This window comes from Janthinobacterium sp. NKUCC06_STL, assembly GCF_019345455.1.
Classification (GTDB): domain Bacteria; phylum Pseudomonadota; class Gammaproteobacteria; order Burkholderiales; family Burkholderiaceae_D; genus Janthinobacterium; species Janthinobacterium rivuli.
In genome coordinates this window covers 423404-442593 of record NZ_JAHKQY010000001.1, presented here as the reverse complement: position 1 = coordinate 442593, position 19190 = coordinate 423404, and the positions used below count along the sequence as shown (strand labels likewise).

Sequence of the window (19190 nt, the reverse complement as noted above, 5' to 3'; positions counted from 1 at the left end):
CCCACCTCGGCCGGCGCCACAGACTCGCCGTGCCAGCGGCCTAGACAAGGATAAGCGATGGATTCGCAGACTACACCCAACACCCCGCGGCGCAGCCGCCGTTCGAAAATCGTCGGCACGGTCATCGCGCTGGCCGTGATGGCGGCGCTGGGGGGCGGTGCCTGGTATTTGACCCACTCGGGCGTCAGCGCGCAGCCTGGCGCCGGTGGCCCTGGAGGACCGGGAGGCCCCGGCGGGCGCCGTGGCGGCCCTTCGACCACCGTCGGCGTGGCCACGGCCGTCAAGTCCGACCTGCCCGTGGTGCTCGATGCGCTGGGCACGGTGACGGCCGCGTCCACCGTGACGGTGCGCCCGCAAGTGTCGGGTATTTTGAAGGAACTGAAATTCAAGGAAGGCGGCATGGTCAAGGCGGGCCAGGTGGTGGCGCAGATCGACCCGGCCCAGTTCGAGATGGCGCTGATGCAGGCCACGGGCCAGCGCCAGCGCGATGAAGCGCAGCTGGAAAACGCGCGCCTGACCCTGAAACGCTATCAGACTTTGCTGGGCCAGGATTCCATCGCGCGCCAGGAGGTCGACACGCAGGCCGCCCTGGTCAAACAGCTGGAAGGCACGGTCATGACGGACCGCGCCGCCGAAGGCACGGCTAAACTCAATCTGGGCTACACCAAGGTGGTCTCGCCAATCAGCGGGCGCGCGGGCCTGAAGGTGGTCGACATCGGCAACCTGGTCAGCACCAGCGATACGGGCGGCGTGGTGGTGGTGACGCAGCTTTCGCCCATCGACGTGGAATTCTCCGTGCCGCAGGATAAAGTGCAAACCATCCAGGAGCGCCTGAACGCGGGTTCGGCGCTGGCGGCGCTCGCGCTGGACCGCACGCGTACGCATACCCTGGACAAGGGCGGTTTGACGGCGCTGGACAACCAGGTCGACGTGCAGACGGGCACCGTGCGCGCCAAGGCCCGCTACACGAATGACAAGATGGCGCTGTTCCCCAGCCAGTTCGTCAACGTGCGCCTGGAGCTCGGCAACATCACGGGCGCCGTGCTGGTGCCCGTGACGGCCCTGCGCCACAGTAACAACGGCGACTTCGTCTACGTGCTGAAAGCGGATAAAACCGTCACCGTGCGCATGGTCACGCGCGGTCAGGCGACCACCGACATGGTGGAAATCCGCGCCGGCCTGGAAGCGGGAGAACAGGTCATCACGGAAGGCGCCGACCGCCTGAAGGAAGGCGCGAAAGTCACGCTGGCGGGCGACAAGCCTGCCATGGGCGGCGCCGGTGGCGCCGGAGCGAATGGCGAACGCCGCCACCGCCGCCAGCACGCTGAGGGCGCGGCCAGCGCGCCGGCCGCATCGGCACCTGCATCGGCGCCAGCGAAGGGCGCAGCGCAATGAGTCCATCAACGCCATTCATCCAGCGCCCCGTCGCCACGGCGCTGCTGATGCTGGCCATCGTGCTGGCGGGGCTGGTCGGCTTCAAGTTCCTGCCGCTGGCCGCCTTGCCGCAGGTGGACTTCCCCACCATCCAGGTGCAGACCCTGTACCCAGGCGCCAGTCCGGAAGTCATGGGGCAGACCGTCACGGCGCCGCTGGAGCGCCAGTTCGGGCAGATGTCGGGTTTGCAGCGCATGAGTTCCACCAGCGCGGCCGGCGTGTCCCTCATCACCCTGCAATTCACGCTGGGCCAGACTCTGGACGTGGCGGAGCAGGAAGTGCAGGCCGCCATCAACGCGGGCGGTTCCCTGCTGCCGACCGACTTGCCGGCGCCGCCCGTGTACGCGAAGATCAACCCGGCCGATGCGCCCGTGCTGACCCTGGCCATCACGTCGGACACGATGCCGCTGACGCAGGTGCAGAACATCGTCAACACGCGTCTGGCCCTGAAAATCAGCCAGGTCAACGGCGTGGGCCTCGTCTCGCTGTCGGGCGGCCAGCGTCCGGCAGTGCGCATCCAGGGCGACACCAAGCTGCTGGCCTCGTACGGCCTGGGCCTCGACAGCCTGCGCACGGCCATCGCGGCGGCCAACGTCAATAGCGCCAAGGGCAGTTTCGACGGCCCCACGCGTTCGTTCACCATCAACGCCAACGATCAATTGGTCACGGCGGAAGACTACAAGCGCCTGATCATCACCTATAAAAACGGCGCGCCTGTGCGCCTGCTTGACGTGGCGAACGTCGTTGACAGCGCGGAAAACACGCGCCTGGGCGCCTGGTCGGGCAAGCAGCCGGCCATCATCCTGAACGTGCAGCGCCAGCCCGGCGCCAACGTCATCAAGACGGTCGACGCCATCAAGGCCCTGCTGCCCGACCTGCAGGCCAGCCTGCCGGCGGCCATGAAGCTCGACGTGCTGAGCGACCGCACGACGGGCATCCGCGCCTCCGTCGAACACGTGGAACTGGAACTGCTGTTGTCCGTGCTGCTGGTGGTGCTGGTGATTTTCGCCTTTTTGCACAGCGTGCGCGCCACCGTGATCGCCAGCCTGTCCGTGCCGATCTCGCTGATCGGCGCCTGCGGCGTCATGTATTTGCTCGGCTACAGCCTGAACAACCTCTCCTTGATGGCCCTGACCATCGCCACGGGCTTTGTCGTCGATGACGCCATCGTCATGATCGAAAACATCGCCCGCTACATCGAAGAGGGCGAAACGCCGATGGCCGCCGCACTGAAGGGCGCGTCGCAGATCGGCTTTACCATCATCTCGCTGACCGTGTCACTGATCGCCGTGCTGATTCCCCTGCTGTTCATGGGCGACGTGGTGGGCCGGCTGTTCCGCGAATTTGCCATGACCCTGGCCATCACGATTCTGATTTCCGCCGTGGTGTCCTTGACCCTGGTGCCAATGATGTCGGCGCGCTGGCTGAAAAGCCACGCCGATGAAAAAGTCAGCGCCACGGGCCAGCGCATCCAGGCCTTCCTCGACCGCGTGATTGTGCAGTACGACCATGCGCTCGTGTGGGTATTGAAACGCCAGGGATTGACCCTGCTCGTCGCCCTGGCCACCTTGCTGCTGACGGTAATTTTGTACATCACGATTCCGAAAGGGCTGTTCCCCACGCAGGACACGGGGCAGCTGAAGGCGCGCATCGAAACCTCGCAAGCCGTTTCGTACGAACGCATGGCGACCTTGCAGCAGGCCGCCGCCAGCGCGCTGCTGGAAGACCCGGCCGTCGATACCCTGAGTTCCCTCGTTGGCGTCGATGCTGCCAACAACACCATGCTGCACACGGGCAGCATGCTGATCAACCTGAAGCGCCCGCGCAGCGGCAACCAGGACGAGGTCATGGAGCGCCTGCGCAACCGCGTGGCCAAGGTGGCCGGCGTGACCCTGTATCTGCAGCCGACGCAGGATCTCACCATCGATGCGGAATCGGGCCCGACGCAGTACCGCGTCTCGCTCGAAGGGGCCGACACGGCCACCGTCACCGAGTGGGCCGGCAAGCTGGCCGCGCGCATGCGTGAAAAAACGCAGCTGCGCAACGTCGTCACGGACGCGGGCGCCACGGGCGCCGCCGTCACCGTGGCGATTGACCGCGACAGTGCCGCACGCATGTCCGTCACCACGGCCACCGTCGACGACGCGCTGTACAACGCCTTCGGCCAGCGCATCATTTCGACGATTTTCACGGAAACCAATCAGTACCGCGTCATCCTCGAAGCGCAACCGGGCATCGTCACCACGCCGACCGACCTGTCGGACCTGCAGGTGCGCACGGGTTCCGGCAAGTCGACGCCGCTGTCCGCCTTTGCCAGCGTCAGCGAAAAACAGGCGCCGCTGCAAATCACGCACGTGGCGCAGTACCCGGCCACCACCCTCGGTTTCGATACGACGCAGGGCGTGGCCCTGGGCAGCGCCGTCGACGCCATCCGCCAGGCCGCAAAGGATATCGCCTTGCCGCCATCGGTGACCTTGACCTTCCTCGGCGCGGCCGGCGCGTATGAAAACTCGCTGTCGAACCAGCTGTGGCTCATTCTTGCCGCCGTCGTCTGCGTCTACATCGTGCTGGGCGTACTGTACGAAAGCTACATCCACCCGCTGACGATTCTGTCGACCCTGCCGTCGGCCGGCGTGGGAGCCTTGCTGGCGCTGATGATCTCGGGGCAGGACCTGGGCGTGATCGGCATCATCGGCATCATCCTGCTGATCGGCATCGTCAAGAAGAACGCCATCATGATGATCGACTTTGCTATCGAGGCCGAACGCGATGAAGGCAAGAGCCCGCAGGAAGCCATCCACCAGGCTGCGCTGCTGCGTTTCCGTCCCATCCTGATGACGACCCTGGCGGCGCTGTTCGCGGCCGTGCCGCTGATGCTGGGCTGGGGCGAGGGCGCCGAGTTGCGCCGTCCGCTGGGCCTGGCCATCTTCGGCGGCTTGATCGTCAGCCAGGTGCTGACCCTGTTTACCACGCCCGTCATCTACCTGGGCTTCGACCGCCTGGGACAGCGCTTTGCGCGCAAGACACCTGGGGTGAGCCTGGACAAGCCGGCCGATAATGCGGGGAGCGCCGCGTGAACCTGTCTGAACCGTTCGTCAAGCGTCCCATCGCCACCGTGCTGCTGACCATCGGCATCGCGCTGGCCGGTGTCGGCGCCTTCTTCGTGCTGCCCGTCTCGCCGCTGCCGCAGGTCGATTATCCGACCATTTCCGTCAGCGCCAGCCTGCCCGGCGCCAGCCCCGCGACCATGGCCACCTCGGTGGCCACGCCGCTGGAACGGCGCCTGGGCGTGATCTCGGGCGTGAACGAGATGACGTCGTCGTCGGGCACGGGCTCGGCGCGCATCAATTTGCAGTTCGACTTGAACCGCAAGATCGATTCGGCCGCGCGCGAAGTGCAGGCCGCGATTGCCGCCGCGCGCGTGGACTTGCCGGCCACCTTGCGCAGCAATCCCACCTACCGCAAGGCCAATCCGTCCGACGCGCCCGTGATCATCCTGGCGCTGACGTCGAAAACACGCACGCCGGGCCAGATCTACGATGCCGTGTCGAACCTGGTGCAGCAGAAGGTGGCGCAAGTCAAAGGCGTGGGCGACGTGGAACTGGGCGGCGGCTCGCTGCCGGCCGTGCGCGTGGAACTGCTGCCATATCAGCTCAATCACTACAGCGTGTCGATGGAAGACGTGCGCGCGGCCATCCAGGCCAGCAACGCCAACCGCCCGAAAGGGGCGATTTCCGGCGATGAGCGCAGCTTGCAGATCTATTCGGGTGCGACCACCGCGTCGGGCGGGCGCAGCGCCGCCGATTACCGCAGCCTGGTGGTGGCCTGGCGCGACGGCGCCGCCATCCGCCTCGACGACGTGGCCGACGTGGTCGACGGCGTGGAGAACAACAATACCCTGGGCCTGTTCAATGGTGACCCGGCCGTCATCGTGCTGATCACGCGCCAGCCCGGCGCCAACGTCATCGCCACGGTGGACGGCGTGCGCGCGCTGCTGCCGCAACTGCAGGCGCAGCTGCCCGGCGACATCAAGCTGCAAGTGGCGTCGGACAGCACCAATTCCATCCGCTCCTCGCTGCATGAGATCGAGTTCACCCTGATCCTGTCCATCGTGCTGGTCGTGCTGGTGGTCAGCGCTTTTTTGCGCAGCGTGCGCGCCACCATCATCCCGGCTGTCGCCACCATCGTCTCGCTGTTGGGCACCTTTGGCGTCATGTACGTGCTGGGCTTTTCCCTGAACAACCTGTCGCTGATGGCGCTCACGGTGGCCACGGGCTTTGTCGTCGACGACGCCATCGTGGTGCTGGAAAACACGCAGCGCCACATCGAGGCGGGCATGGACCGTTTCAAGGCGGCCCTGCTGGGGGCGCGCGAAGTGGGCTTTACGGTGCTGTCGATCAGCCTGTCGCTGGTGGCCGTCTTCATCCCGCTGCTGTTCATGGGCGGGCAGGTGGGGCGCTTGTTCCGCGAATTTGCCGTGACCCTGTCGGCGGCCGTGATGATTTCGCTGGTCATTTCGCTGACCACCACGCCGATGATGTGCGCCTGGCTGCTGAAAAGCGGGCAGCAGCACAAGCCGCCAGGTCTTGTCGCGCGCTGGTTCGAACGCGGCTTCGAGCGCATGCTGAAAGTGTATGAACACTGCCTGGACTGGGCCTTGTCCAGCGCCGCGCTGGTGATGACCATCCTCGTGTTCGTCGTCGGCTTGAACGTCTACCTGTTCGCCGCCGCGCCCAAGGGCTTCTTCCCGCAGCAGGATACGGGCCAGATCAACGGCGGCATGCGCGCCGACCAGAGCATCTCGTTCCAGGCCATGCAGGGTAAATTGCGCCAGCTGGTCGACATCATCAAGGACGATCCCGCCGTCGCCACCGTCGTCGGGTTTACCGGCGGCGGCAGGGCGGGGGGCGGCTTCATGTTCATCGACCTGAAACCGGCTTCGCAGCGCACGGACAAGGGACAGGCCGTGATCGCGCGCCTGCGTCCGCAGCTGGCCAAGGTGACGGGCATTTCGCTGTTCCTCAATCCCGTGCAGGATTTGCGCATGGGCGGGCGCTCCAGCAATTCCACCTACCAGTACACTCTGATCAGCGATAACCAGGCGGATTTGAAGAAATGGGCGGCGAAACTGGCCGATCAGATGAAGCTGCAGCCGGCCCTGATCGACGTCGACACGGACCAGGCGGAAAACGGCGTGGAAACCTTTGTCAGCATCGACAAGGACCGCGCCACGCAGCTGGGCGTGCAAGTCAAGGATATCGACAATGCGCTGTACAACAGCTTCGGCCAGCGCCAGGTGGCGACCATCTACGATGAACTGAACCAGTACCACGTGATCATGGAAGTGGCGCCGCGCTATGCACAAAGCCCGGAAGCGCTGCGCTCCGTGTACGTGCCGGCGTCGAATGCGGCCGCCGTCGCAGCCAGCACGACGGCCGCCAGCGCCACCACGGCCAGCACCAGCGTTGCCACGACGGCGTCCAACACGACGGCCGCGCGCGACCCGTCCAGCGGCTCGGCCCTGTCCACGACCCTGGCGCACATGGTGCCGCTGTCGTCGTTCAGCACCTTCGCGGAAAGCTCGACGGCCACGTCGATCAATCACCAGGGCGGGGAGCTGGCGACCACCGTGTCGTTCAACCTGGCCGACGGCTATCCGCTCAGCGACGGGCAGGCTGCCGTGGCCCAGGCGGAGTCGGAAATCGGCATGCCCGTCAATGTGCGCGGTAGCTTCCAGGGTTCGGCGAAGAGCGCGCAGGACAGCAACAAGGAGCAGCCGCTGTTGATCCTGGCGGCCATCGTCGTGATCTACATCGTGCTGGGCATCCTGTACGAAAGCCTGATCCACCCGATCACCGTGCTGTCGACCTTGCCGTCGGCAGGGGTGGGCGCCGTGCTGGCCTTGCTGCTGTTCCGCATGGAGTTTTCCATCATCGCCCTGATCGGCGTGTTCCTGTTGATCGGTATCGTCAAGAAAAATGCTATATTGATCATCGACTTCGCGCTGGAGGCCGAGCGTTCGCGCGGCTTGACTGCGGTGGAGGCGGTGCGCGAGGCATGTTTGCTGCGTTTTCGCCCCATTCTGATGACCACCCTGGCGGCGGCGCTTGGCGCCTTGCCGCTGGCGATCGGTTTCGGCGAGGGGTCGGAGCTACGCCAGCCCTTGGGGGTCGCCATCATCGGCGGCCTGATTGCCAGCCAGTTACTCACATTGCTGACCACCCCGGTGGTCTACATCCTGCTCGACAAGCTGCGCACGCGCAGCGCCGACGAGCAGCAATTGAGCCGCATTCCTGGGCCAGATAACCCGAGTACACAATCATGAAGCAAGTAAAACCTATTCCATCCACCGTCCCCGCACGCCACCTGCTGTCGCTGGCCACCGCGGCCGCCTTCGTCCTGCTGGCTGGCTGCGCCGTCAGCCCCGCGTATGAGACGCCGGCGGCCGCCGCGCCGCAAACGTTCAAGGAGGCGGCCGGCTGGCAACCGGCCGTGCCGGCCGACACCCTGGAGCGGGGGCCGTGGTGGACCCTGTTCGGTGACGCGCAGCTGAACCAGCTGGCCGAAGGCATCGACATATCGAACCAGAACGTGGCCGCCGCCATCGCCTCGTACGAGCAGGCGCGCGCGCTGGTGCGCGAACAGCGCGCCTCGCTGTTCCCGACGGTGAACCTGACGGGCAGCGGCGCCCGCTCCGGCGGCGGGGGCGAGCAGCAGACGAACAACAACTTCAAGGCCGCCATCGGCGCCTCGTGGGAACCGGACGTGTGGGGCAAGCTGCGCGCCGGCGTGACGGGGGCGGACGCCAGTGCCAGCGCCAGCGCAGCCGACCTGGCCGCGGCGCGCCTGTCGGCGCAGGGCGAACTGGCCACCAATTACTTTTCGCTGCGCCAGAGCGATGCGCAGATCGCGCTGCTCAATGCCACGATCGACGGCTACAAGCGCGTGCTCGAGATCACCGGCAACCGCTTCAACTCCGGCATCGCCGCCAAGTCCGACCTGCTGCAGGCGCAGACGCAGCTGGCCAATGCGCAGATCGACCTGTCCAGCCAGACGCGTGCGCGCGCCCAGCTCGAACACGCGATCGCGATACTTTTGGGCCGCGCGCCGTCCGACTTCAGTCTGGCCGTGGCGCCGTGGACCCTGACCGTGCCCGAGGTGCCGCTGGGCGTGCCGTCGACCCTGCTACAGCGCCGACCCGACATCGCCGCCGCCGAGCGCCGCGTGGCCGTGGCCAACGAGCAGATCGGCATCGCCCGCTCGGCCTATTACCCGAGCCTGAACCTGACGGGCTCCTATGGTTCCGGCGCCAGCCGTGTGGGCGACTTGTTCAATGCATCGTCGAGCCTGTGGTCCTTGGGCGTGTCGGCAGCGCAAACCCTGTTCAACGCGGGCGCCACCACGGCCAGCGTGGATGCGGCCAAGGCGGGGCATGAAGCGGCCGTGGCCCGTTACCGCCAGACGGTACTCAGTGCCTTTGGCGCCGTGGAAGACCAGTTGTCGGCCACGCGCGCGCTGGCCGAGCAGCTGGCCTTGCGCCAGCAGGCGTCGTCCGCCGCCGACCAGGTCGAGCAGCAGATGCTGAACCGCTACAACGCGGGCCAGGTCGGCTACACGGACGTGGTGACGGCGCAGGTGACGGCCCTGTCGGCGCGCCGTTCGCTGGTGCAGGCGCAGGCGGACCGCCAGACGACGGCCGTGGCCCTGATCCAGTCGCTGGGCGGTGGCTGGCATGCGCCGCAGGCGCAGTAAGGGAGTCGGCAGGCGCAGGGAAACCCCGGCGCCAAATTCGCGTTTTATCGCGCATCTTGAGTGCTAGAATGCAAGATTATCAATTCCCAGCCTGACGCTTTGGCCGTGGCTGGATTCTTGCCGACGATGACACGCAGTAAACACAGCAATGTTTCCGTCCCCGAAGTGGCCACCATCGTTTTTCCTGTGGTGGCCATCGGCGCATCCGCCGGCGGGCTCGATCCCATCGTCGCTTTCCTGGCGAACGTGCCGCAGGAAAGCGGGATTGCCTATGTGGTGATCCAGCATCTTGATCCCACGCAAAAGGCCATGCTGCCGGAACTGTTGCAGCGCGCCACCAGCATTCCCGTCACGGAAATCACGCACCAGGCGGAGTTGCGGCCCAATCATATCTATGTGATCCCGTCGAATGCCGACCTGGGCTTGTCCAAGGGGCGTTTCTTGCTCAGTGAGCCGATGCAGCTGCGCGGGCACCGCTCGCCCATCAACACCTTTTTCGAAAGCCTTGCCAGCGAACTGGGCGAACTGGCTGTCGGCGTGATTTTTTCCGGCATGGGCAACGACGGCACGCGCGGCTTGCTGGCGATCAAGCAGGCAGGGGGCCTGACCCTGGCCCAGCACCCCGATACGGCCAAGTTCGACATGATGCCGCAAAGCGCGATCGCCGCGGAAGTGGTCGATCTCGTCGATTTTTCCGACAAGATGCCGGACAAGATCATCACCTATCTGTTCCGCAGCAGTTTTCTCAGCCTGCCGGGCCATGAGCCGAACGGGCGCAATTCCCTGCAAGAAATTGTCGCCTTGCTGTCCGAACATACGGGCAACAGTTTTACGGATTACAAGATCAACACGGTGCTGCGGCGCATCGAGCGGCGCATGAGCTTGTATCAAATGACGTCGATGGAAGAATACGTGCCGTACTTGCGTGCCAATCCGGCCGAGATCGACTTGCTGTTCAAGGAATTGCTGATCGGCGTGACGAGCTTTTTCCGCGACCCCAAGGTGTGGGAATACCTGAAGATGGTTGCCCTGCCGCAATTGCTGGCGGCCCACCCGGACGGACGCGCCTTCAAGGCCTGGGTGCCCGCCTGTTCCACGGGCGAAGAAGCGTATTCGCTGGCCATGGTCTTCCATGAAGTGGTGGCCAGCATCAATCCGCCGTCGAAGTACAGCTTGCAGATCTTTGCCACCGACCTGTCGGCCGACGCCATCGATCGCGCGCGCCAGGGACGCTTTCCGCACAGCATCAGCAGCGAGGTGTCTGCCGAACGCCTCGGGCGTTTCTTCTTGCGCGACAAGAATGACTACCACGTCAAAAAAGAGATCCGCAACACCATCATCTTTGCCCAGCAAAACATCATCTCGGACCCGCCGTTCACCAAGCTCGATATCCTGTGCTGCCGCAACTTGTTGATTTATCTCAATGCCAAGTTGCAGCAGCGTTTGATACCCTTGTTTCATTACGCCCTGAACCGCGACGGAATTTTGTTGCTGGGAAGCGCCGACACGCCCGGTCATTTTTCCGACCTGTTTTCGCCGCTGACCACGTCGACCCGGCTGTATCGCCGCCTCGACAACCTGGCGCGCCAGCGCCTGCCCACGTATTTTCCCACCAAGGTATCGTTGGCATCCCCCCCTACACCTAGCGACACGAGAGAAGTCAGCATGACTGGAAAGATTCAATCCCATGTCGAGCAATTATTGCTCCAGAAATATTCGCCTGCCGCCGCGCTGCTGAACCAGGATGGCGACATCCTGTACATCAACGGCCGCACGGGCGCCTTCCTCGAACCGGCGGCCGGCAAGGCCAACTGGAATATCCACGCCATGGCGCGTGAAGGCTTGCGCTACGAGCTGGCCGGCCTCATCAAGCAAGCCTTGCAAAGCGAAAGCGTGGTGCGCCTGAAGGGGCTGGTGGTCAAGGATCACCTGGGCCAGTCGCTGGGCGTGGACTTGAGCGCGGAAGCGCTGAGCCAGCCTGAATCCTTGCGCGGCATGGTCTTCGTGACGTTTTCCAGCGCGCCTTTGGCGTCCGAGGTGCGCCGTGGGCGCTCGCCGAACCCGAAGGTGCTGGAACTGGAGCAGCAGCTGGCGCAGGCGCGCAACGAAATTCAGGCCGTGCGCGACGAGATGCAGACCTCGCGCGAAGAACTCAAATCGGCCAACGAGGAATTGCAGTCAACCAATGAAGAGCTGCAATCGACGAACGAGGAGCTGACTACCTCGAAGGAAGAGATGCAGTCGCTCAACGAGGAGCTGTACACAGTCAATGCCGAGCTGCAATCGAAGGTCGATGATTTGTCGCTGGTCAACAGCGACATGAAGAACCTGCTCAACAGTACCGATATCGCCACCATTTTCCTCGACAGCGACCTGCGCATCCGCCGCTTCACGGCGCCGGCCACGCAAATCTACAAGCTGATCCAGACTGACTTGCGCCGCCCGCTCAGCGACATCGTCAACGACCTCGATTATCCGGGTCTGGAAGACGATGCGCTGGAAGTGATCCGCAGCCTTGTATTTTGCGAACGGCAGGTGGAAACCAAGACGGGGCGCTGGTACAACGTGCGCATCATGCCGTACCGTACGATCGAAAATGTGATCGATGGCGTGGTGGTGACTTTCATCAACATTACCGAATCGAAACTGCTGGAAGCCCAGCTGCGCCAGATCCAGGCCGGCGCCACGGCGGCAGGCAATAGCGGCGAGAACGTGTCATGAGCGAACCATTCGACGACGGTAGCGCGCTGGCCAGATTGCGAGAGCAGGCCGAGCAACTGGCGGCGCAGCAGCGCCAGCCCGTGCCGCAGTCGAGTGAAGAGGTGATGCGCCAGCTGCATGAGTTGCAGGTGAGCCAGATCGAGCTGGAAATGCAGAGCGCGGCCCTGGCCGAACTGGAGCAGTTGAAGAATGAATATGAAAGCAGCCGCGACCGTTATGCGCAGCTGTATGAGCAGGCGCCCGTCAGCTATTTCTCGCTGGCGCGCGAAGGCGTCATCACGCGTGTCAACGTGGCGGCCTGCGGCTTGTTGCAACGCGACAAGAACCGGCTGCTGGGGCGGCGTTTCGAGCAATTCGTCGCGCCCCAGGCGCAGGGCGGCTTCCGGCTCTTCCTCGATGCCGTTTTCACGGGTGGCGCGCGCCAGGTGCTCGAAGCGCCGCTGTTCGAAGGCGAAGCGGGCGGCATGCGCGGCATGGTGCGCATCGAAGCCAATTACGATGCGGACAGCGCCACGGCGCGCATGCTGGTGACGGACCTGGGTGACGAGCACGTGCGCGAATCGGCCTTGCGGCGCGCGTTTGTGATACTCGACAGCATACGCGAGGGCGTGCTCGTGACGGATAGCGCCAACCGCATCATTTCCGTCAATCCCGCCTTCACCACCATTACCGGCTACCAGGCGGAGGAAGCCATCGGGCGCGATCCGTCCTTCCTCGGCGGCGGCACGCATTTGCCGCATTTTTATGAAGCCATGTGGCGCAGCCTGCACCAGGATGGCAGCTGGTATGGCGAACTGGTGAACCAGCGCAAGAATGGCGAGCGCTTCGTCGAATCGCTGTCGATCACGCCCATGCGCAGCCCGGATGGGGCGATCAGCCATTTTGTCGGCGTGTTTTCCGACATCACCGAGCGCAAGCTGGCCGAGGCGGACTTGCGCGAGCTGCATCGCGAGCTGGACCAGCGGGTGGTCGACCGCACGGCCGAATTGCTGCGCGCCAACCAGCACCTGCAGCTGGAAGTGCACCAGCGCGAGCGGGCGCAGGAAGCCTTGCGCGATGCCGAGCGCTTCTTTCACGCCACCATCGATTCCTTGACGGACCGGGTGCTGGTGCTGGACCGGGCGGGGCGCGTCGTGCATGCCAACCAGGCTTGCCAGGCCTTCGTCGGGCAAACGCCGCAGCCGCTGCGATACCTGGAATTTTGCGAAACGGACCCGCGCTGGCAGCGCAGCGCCGGGCGCGAGCTGTCCGCCGGCATCCGCGCCGTCATCGCCGGCAATGCGGACGCGTTTGCGCTCGAGTATGAGTTTGCCACGCGCTCAGGCCCCCGCTGGTCGCAGGCCAGGGTCAGCCGTTTTCTTGGCGAAGGGCCGCTGCGCGTGGTGGTGGCGCACACGGACATTACCGAACGCAAGCTGATGGACGGCGCCCTGCGCCAGTCGCATGCGCAGCTGCGCCAGCTGGCGCTGCACCTGGAAACGGCCAAGGAAGACGAGCGCAAGCGCATCTCGCGCGATATCCACGATGAACTGGGGCAAAACCTGTTGGCGCTGCGCATCGATATTTCCATGCTCAGCGCCCGCACGGAAGGTTCCCATCCGCGCCTGCACCGCCGGGTCGGCGCCGTGCTCAGCAACGTCGACACCACCATCAAGAGCGTGCGCGGCATCATGAACGAGCTGCGCCCGATGGCGCTGGACCTGGGCTTGCAGGCGGCCATCGAGTGGCAGGTGGGCGACTTCCGCAAGCGCAGCGGCGTCGCTTGCCAGCTGCTGATACGCGACGAGGCGCTGTTTTCCGCCATCGGCAGCCAGGTCGAGATCGTGCTGTTCCGCATCGTGCAAGAAGCGCTCAGCAACGTCATGCGCCATGCCCAGGCCAGCCAGGTCGAGATCGAACTCAGTTCGGATGCCTGCGCTGTGTACGTGGCCATTAGCGACAACGGCATCGGCATCACGCCGCAGCAGCAGCGTAAAAAACAGTGCTTTGGCCTGATCGGCATCGCCGAGCGGGTGACGGCGCTGGGCGGCCAGTTCGAGGTGGGCGTGCCGGCCTCGGGCGCCGGTTGCCGGCTGTCCCTGCAGATCCCCTTGCAGGGCACGGGGCGGCCGGCCGGCTGATACAGAAATTGCATTGGGATAATTTTTGCCGGCTCATGCCGCCTGGACAGGCTATACTTTCGCCTGCTTTTTATGGAGGAGCAAATCTTGTTCAAGACAATCGTATTACCAGTCGCCTTGATGGGCGCGTTCGCCGGCGCACACGCTGACGAAGGGCAGTGGCAACCACACCAGCTGCCACAGCTGAAAGCCGAACTGAAACGGGTCGGCATCGAAATTCCTGCGGAAAAACTGGCCGACCTGAGCAAACACCCGATGAGCGCCATCGTGTCGCTGGGCGGCTGCTCGGCCGCTTTCGTTTCCGACGCCGGCCTGGTGGTGACGAACCACCACTGCGCGTATGGCGCCGTGCAGCGCAATTCCACGCCGGAACACAATTACATCACCAACGGCTTCCTGGCCAAGACGCGCGCGGCAGAGTTGCCGGGCGGTCCGAACAGCCTCGTGTATGTGACGGACAAGGTGGAGAACGTCAGCGACCGCGTGCTGAAAGGCTTGACGGCCGACATGAGCGGCCGCGCGCGCCACGAAGCCGTGGAAAAGCGCGTCAAGGACCTGATCGCCGAATGCGAAACGGACAAGATGTACCGCTGCTCCGTGCCCGCCTTCCACCGCGGCCTCGAGTACTACCGCATCCGCCAGATGATGATACGCGACGTGCGCCTGGTCTACGCGCCATCGGATAAGATCGGCAACTTCGGCGGCGACATCGACAACTACGAATGGCCGCGCCACACGGGCGATTACTCGTTCCTGCGCGCCTACGTGGGCAAGGATGGCCGTCCGGCCGATCCGTCGCCCGACAACGTGCCGTATAAATCGAAGGATTTCCTGGTGGTCTCGGCCGAAGGCTTGAAAGCCGGTGACGGCATCTTGCTGGCGGGCTACCCCGGCCGCACCAGCCGCTACAAGCTGCCGGCGGAAATCCGCTTCGCACGCGACACGGCCTTCCCCCTGAAAGTATCCGAACTGCAAGCGGACCTGGCCGTGATGGCCGACGCCACGAATGGCGACGCGGCTGCCGCCGTGCGCTATGCCAGCGTGGTGAAAAGCATCAACAACGTGCTGAAGAAAACCCAGGGCTTGCTCGACGGTTTCGCGCGCAAGGACATCGCCGCCATCAAGGACGTGCAGGATGCCGAGTTCCGCGCCTGGTACGCGAAACAGCCGAACGTGTCGACTACCCTGCTGGCGGAACTGGACGCGGCGATCGCCAGCGACATGGCCTTGAGCGAAGAAGAGTTCGCCTGGAGCGTAGCCACCAACAGCGACTTGCTGAAAAGCGCGCGCACCCTCTACCGTTTGTCGCTGGAGCGCCAGAAAGCGGACGCCGAGCGCGAATCGGGCTTCCAGCAGCGCGACCTGGCCTTCATCAAGGCCCGCCTGACCCGTCTGGAACAGTCGTACGTCAACAAGGTCGACCAGGCGCGTTTTGAGGCTGGCCTGAAGCGTTACGCGCAACTGGCGGCGAAGAGCCATCCGCAAGGCCTGGACGCGCTGCTGCCGGCTCCAGGCGCCGTGGCGGCCCTGTACCAGCAGACGCAGCTGGCTGACACGGCCAAGCGTCTGGCCTGGCTGGAAAAGGACCAGGCCGCCGTTGCCCAGTCCGACGACGCCTTCATGGCGCTGGCCATCAAGCTGCAGCCGGTCGAGGCGGCGCTGGAGGAGCGCCGCAAGGAAATCGACGGCAATCTGGAACGCGTGATTCCGCAATACATGCAAGCCGTGATCGCGTGGAAGAAGTCGCAAGGCAAGCCTGTCTATCCTGACGCGAACTCGACCCTGCGCGTGACGTACGGTACGGTCTCGCCGTACTCGCCGCGCGACGGCCTCAGCAAAGGCCCGTTCACGACCGTGGAAGGCATCGTCGAGAAAGTCACGGGCAAGGCCCCGTTCGAAGCGCCGCAAGCGCTGATCGACGCCGTCAAGCAAAAACGCTACGGCCAGTTCCGCGACCCGGCATTGGGCACGGTTCCCGTCAACTTCCTCACCAGCGCCGACACCACGGGCGGCAATTCCGGCTCGGCCGTGATGAACAAGCGCGGCGAACTGATCGGCCTGAATTTCGATTCGACGTATGAATCGATCACCAAGGACTGGTACTTCGACACCGCCATCACGCGCGCCATCCACCTCGACATCCGCTACATGTTGTGGGTGATGAAGGAAGTGGACCACGCCGATAATTTGCTCAAGGAAATGACGATCAAGTATCCGAAAGCTGCCAAGAAGTAATTTTTCCCAGCTGGGATAAAAGCCGCATCCGCCGCAGGGCCGATGCGGCTTTTTTACGTTTGGGCAACTAGTTTGAGTTCCATCAAGATGCCAGCGTTCACCATGGTTAGCATGGCTTAGGGGAACTATCCGAAGGAGGCGATATGGAGGATGATGGCGGGCTGGCAGCCGATCTGGCGCGCCTTTTCGGAGCGAACTGGCGAGACCAGGACAGCCGCTTGCTGCGCATGGATTTTCCGCGCGACGATGGTCCGCCCGATACCGCGTTGCTGGTCAACAGTTTGCGCGCACACGAGGAAATGTCACGCGACTTTCGCTTCGACGTCGAACTGCTGTCCGACAATCTCCACGTTCCCCTGACAGCAATGATGGGACGCATGGTCACGATTTCGATGGTGCGCGATGACGGCAGCTTGCGCCATTTTAATGGTTATGTCGGCGAATTTCGCTTGTTGCGCAGCGATGGCGGTTTCGCGTTCTACCAGATGGTGCTGCAACCCTGGCTGGCGTTGTCCAGGCTGCGCATGGACAACGTCTCGTTCCACGAACGCACGGTCATCGACATCAGCGAAACGACCTTCGATCATTATGTGCAGCGCGACTGGCAAAACCGGCTGCATGAGGAAAAAGCGATATTAAGCTGCGCCAACCAGCATAATGAAACCGATTACAACCATCTGCACCGGCGCTGGGAAGACCAGGGTATTCATTATTGGTATGAACATCGCGCCGACGGTCATACGCTGTGTCTGGGCGACAATACCTGGCTCAGCGACAGCATCGATCCAGGCGACGGCGATGCCAGTGTCGCCGACGAGATGGTGTTTCGCAGCGGCACGGGTTCGCTGGAGGGCGACGGCATACGCGATTGGCAGGCGGTACGGAAGATCGCTTCAGGCTCGCTCACGCTGGCCAGCTTCAACTACAAGCAGCCGTATGCCAGCCGCGCCAGCGGCCATGCGCTGCACCAGCAGGGCGACGTGTTTGCGCATGAACTGTATCAAAACACCGGCTATGGCTATGCCGACATGGGCGACGGCGAAGCGCTGGCGCAACGCCGCCTGGAGGAACATAACTGCCAGGCGCAATACTTCGAAGCTGGCGGCAATCACCGCTGCGCCCAGGCCGGGCGCAGTTTCACGCTGGGCGGACACTTCAGCGGCGAGCAAGCCATGGCCGCCAGAGGGGAAGCGGCGCGCCCGGACGTCCGCTCGCGCGAATACCTGATCCTGTCGGTCGATCATATCGCCAGCAACAATTACCAGACTGGGACGGGCGCGAAGTCGCAGTATGAAAACCGTTTTAGCTGCATCCGCAAGAGCATCCGCTGGTATCCGGGGCGGCAGTTCAACAGCACGCCTTGTGCCTTGCCCGGCGTGCAGACGGCGATCGTCACCGGGCCGGCAGGCGAAACCATCCATACCGACGCGCTGGGCCGGGTGAAGGTGCAATTCCACTGGGACCGGCTGGGCAAGTTCGACGCGGGCAGTTCGCCATGGATCAGGGTCATGACGCCATGGGCGGGCCAGGCGTTCGGCCAGATCGCATTGCCGCGCATTGGCCAGGAAGTGCTGATCCAGTTTCTCGACGGCAATATTGACCGGCCCGTCATTGTCGGCGCGGTGTACAACGGCAACCATGCGCCGCCGTGGAATTTGCCGGGGCAATGCGTACTGGGCGGCTGGCGCAGCGCCGAGCTGATGCCTGGCGGCGGCTACGGCGTGCGCGGCAACCAGCTGGTGCTCGACGACACGCACCAGCGCATCCAGGCGCAACTGAAAAGCGATCACCAGCACAGCCAATTGTCGCTCGGCTGTATCAGCCGCATTGAAGACGCCAGCGGGCGCAAGGATGCGCGTGGCGAGGGCTGGGAACTGGCGTCAGACGCCTGGGGCGTGGCGCGCGCCGGCCGCGGCATGTTGCTGACCACCGAAGCGCGCCCTGGCGCCGCTTCGCATATCAAGAGCATGGATGAAACCTTGCGCCGGTTGGCCGAGGCTGCTGAGCGGCACAAGGCGCTTGCCGCCCTGGCGCAGCATTACGGCGCGCAAGAAAGCGCCGCCCAGCAGGGCGCCGCCGCCGATGTGCTGAAAGCCCAGCATGCCGGGATCAAGGGCGGTGCCGGCGGTGGCGAAAGCGCATTTCCCGAATTGTCAAAGCCGCATCTGGTGCTGGCCAGTCCGGCCGGCATCGAAACGACGACCGCGCAATCGACGCACATCGCCAGCGCCGAGCACACCGCGCTGACGGCCGGGTGCGACCTGTCGCTGGCGGCCGGCGGCGGCCTGTTCGCCAGCATCGGCGCAGCGCTGCGCCTGTTCGTCCACAAGGCGGGAATGAAACTGATCGCCGCAGCTGGCCCGGTACAGATCGCGGCGCAAACCGATGCGGTCGATATCGTCGCCAACAAGGTGCTGGAATTGATCAGCCAGGCCGACTGGGTGAATATTCGCGGCCGCAAAGGCGTGCGCCTGCATGGCGCCGATTGCATGCTTGAAATTAGCGACAAGGTGCAGTTTTTTACCGCGTCGCCGACGCTGTTCCATGGAAACCTGGAAACGCTGGCGCCCAAGAACCGGCCGCAACCGGAGCTGGAACCCCCCATCGCACCGGTAGCGGGGCAATTGCAGCATACGATACAGGCCCATGCGGATGGCGGCCAGTACGCCCATGTGCCGTACACGCTGTACAACGGGGAAGCCGAAGTCGAGCAAGGTCTGACCGACGAATTCGGCCGCATCCTGATCGCGCACCAGGACGGCACGCCGCGCTACCGTGTCGTCCTTGGCAATGGCGAAGAGTTTTCATTGCAGGCGAGCGCACGCTTCGACCCGAACGCGGCGCCGGACGGCGAACACAAGCTGTCGAACCGCGGCTTGCGCGCGTTCGACGACACCGCCGATGGCCGCGGGGTTCAATGATTCACGA

General features: G+C 64.2%; 8 protein-coding genes. All 8 read left to right on the top strand.

Annotation, left to right across the window (positions count from 1 at the left end; all coding sequences use genetic code 11):
* Positions 1–57 precede the first annotated feature (57 nt).
* Positions 58–1395: an efflux RND transporter periplasmic adaptor subunit gene (locus KO539_RS01990; protein ID WP_219307092.1), complete on the top strand. Its 1338-nt coding sequence runs from the start codon at positions 58–60 to the stop codon at positions 1393–1395.
* Positions 1392–4511, top strand: coding sequence for an efflux RND transporter permease subunit (locus KO539_RS01985; protein ID WP_219307090.1), 3120 nt, complete (start codon positions 1392–1394; stop codon positions 4509–4511). The genes KO539_RS01990 and KO539_RS01985 overlap by 4 nt, the downstream gene beginning before the upstream one ends.
* Positions 4508–7759 carry an efflux RND transporter permease subunit gene (locus KO539_RS01980; protein WP_219307088.1) on the top strand — a complete coding sequence of 1084 codons (3252 nt, stop codon included), beginning with the start codon at positions 4508–4510 and terminating at the stop codon, positions 7757–7759. The genes KO539_RS01985 and KO539_RS01980 overlap by 4 nt, the downstream gene beginning before the upstream one ends.
* Complete coding sequence (locus tag KO539_RS01975) at positions 7756–9186, top strand: efflux transporter outer membrane subunit (RefSeq protein ID WP_225241936.1); 1431 nt, start codon at positions 7756–7758, stop codon at positions 9184–9186. Before KO539_RS01980 ends, KO539_RS01975 begins: the two co-directional genes overlap by 4 nt.
* 126 nt (positions 9187–9312) lie before the next feature.
* Entirely contained in the window at positions 9313–11907 is a 2595-nt protein-coding gene (locus KO539_RS01970) for a chemotaxis protein CheB (protein ID WP_219307086.1), read from the top strand.
* A complete protein-coding gene (locus tag KO539_RS01965) occupies positions 11904–14027 on the top strand; it encodes a PAS domain S-box protein (RefSeq protein WP_225241935.1) in 2124 nt (707 codons plus the stop codon). Before KO539_RS01970 ends, KO539_RS01965 begins: the two co-directional genes overlap by 4 nt.
* 87 nt (positions 14028–14114) lie before the next feature.
* A complete protein-coding gene (locus KO539_RS01960) occupies positions 14115–16262 on the top strand; it encodes a S46 family peptidase (protein ID WP_374106311.1) in 2148 nt (715 codons plus the stop codon).
* A gap of 143 nt (positions 16263–16405) precedes the next feature.
* Positions 16406–19183 (top strand): type VI secretion system Vgr family protein, encoded by a 2778-nt coding sequence (locus KO539_RS01955; protein ID WP_219307082.1) that lies wholly within the window; start codon positions 16406–16408, stop codon positions 19181–19183.
* Positions 19184–19190 lie beyond the last annotated feature (7 nt).

What these genes read in the sequence shown, in the direction of transcription:
- KO539_RS01985 (WP_219307090.1), top strand. Translation starts at nt 1,392, where the DNA reads ATGAGTCCATCAACGCCATTCATCCAGCGCCCCGTCGCCACGGCGCTG.
- KO539_RS01990 (WP_219307092.1), top strand. Translation starts at nt 58, where the DNA reads ATGGATTCGCAGACTACACCCAACACCCCGCGGCGCAGCCGCCGTTCG.
- KO539_RS01970 (WP_219307086.1), top strand. Translation starts at nt 9,313, where the DNA reads ATGACACGCAGTAAACACAGCAATGTTTCCGTCCCCGAAGTGGCCACC.
- KO539_RS01965 (WP_225241935.1), top strand. Translation starts at nt 11,904, where the DNA reads ATGAGCGAACCATTCGACGACGGTAGCGCGCTGGCCAGATTGCGAGAG.
- KO539_RS01975 (WP_225241936.1), top strand. Translation starts at nt 7,756, where the DNA reads ATGAAGCAAGTAAAACCTATTCCATCCACCGTCCCCGCACGCCACCTG.
- KO539_RS01955 (WP_219307082.1), top strand. Translation starts at nt 16,406, where the DNA reads ATGGAGGATGATGGCGGGCTGGCAGCCGATCTGGCGCGCCTTTTCGGA.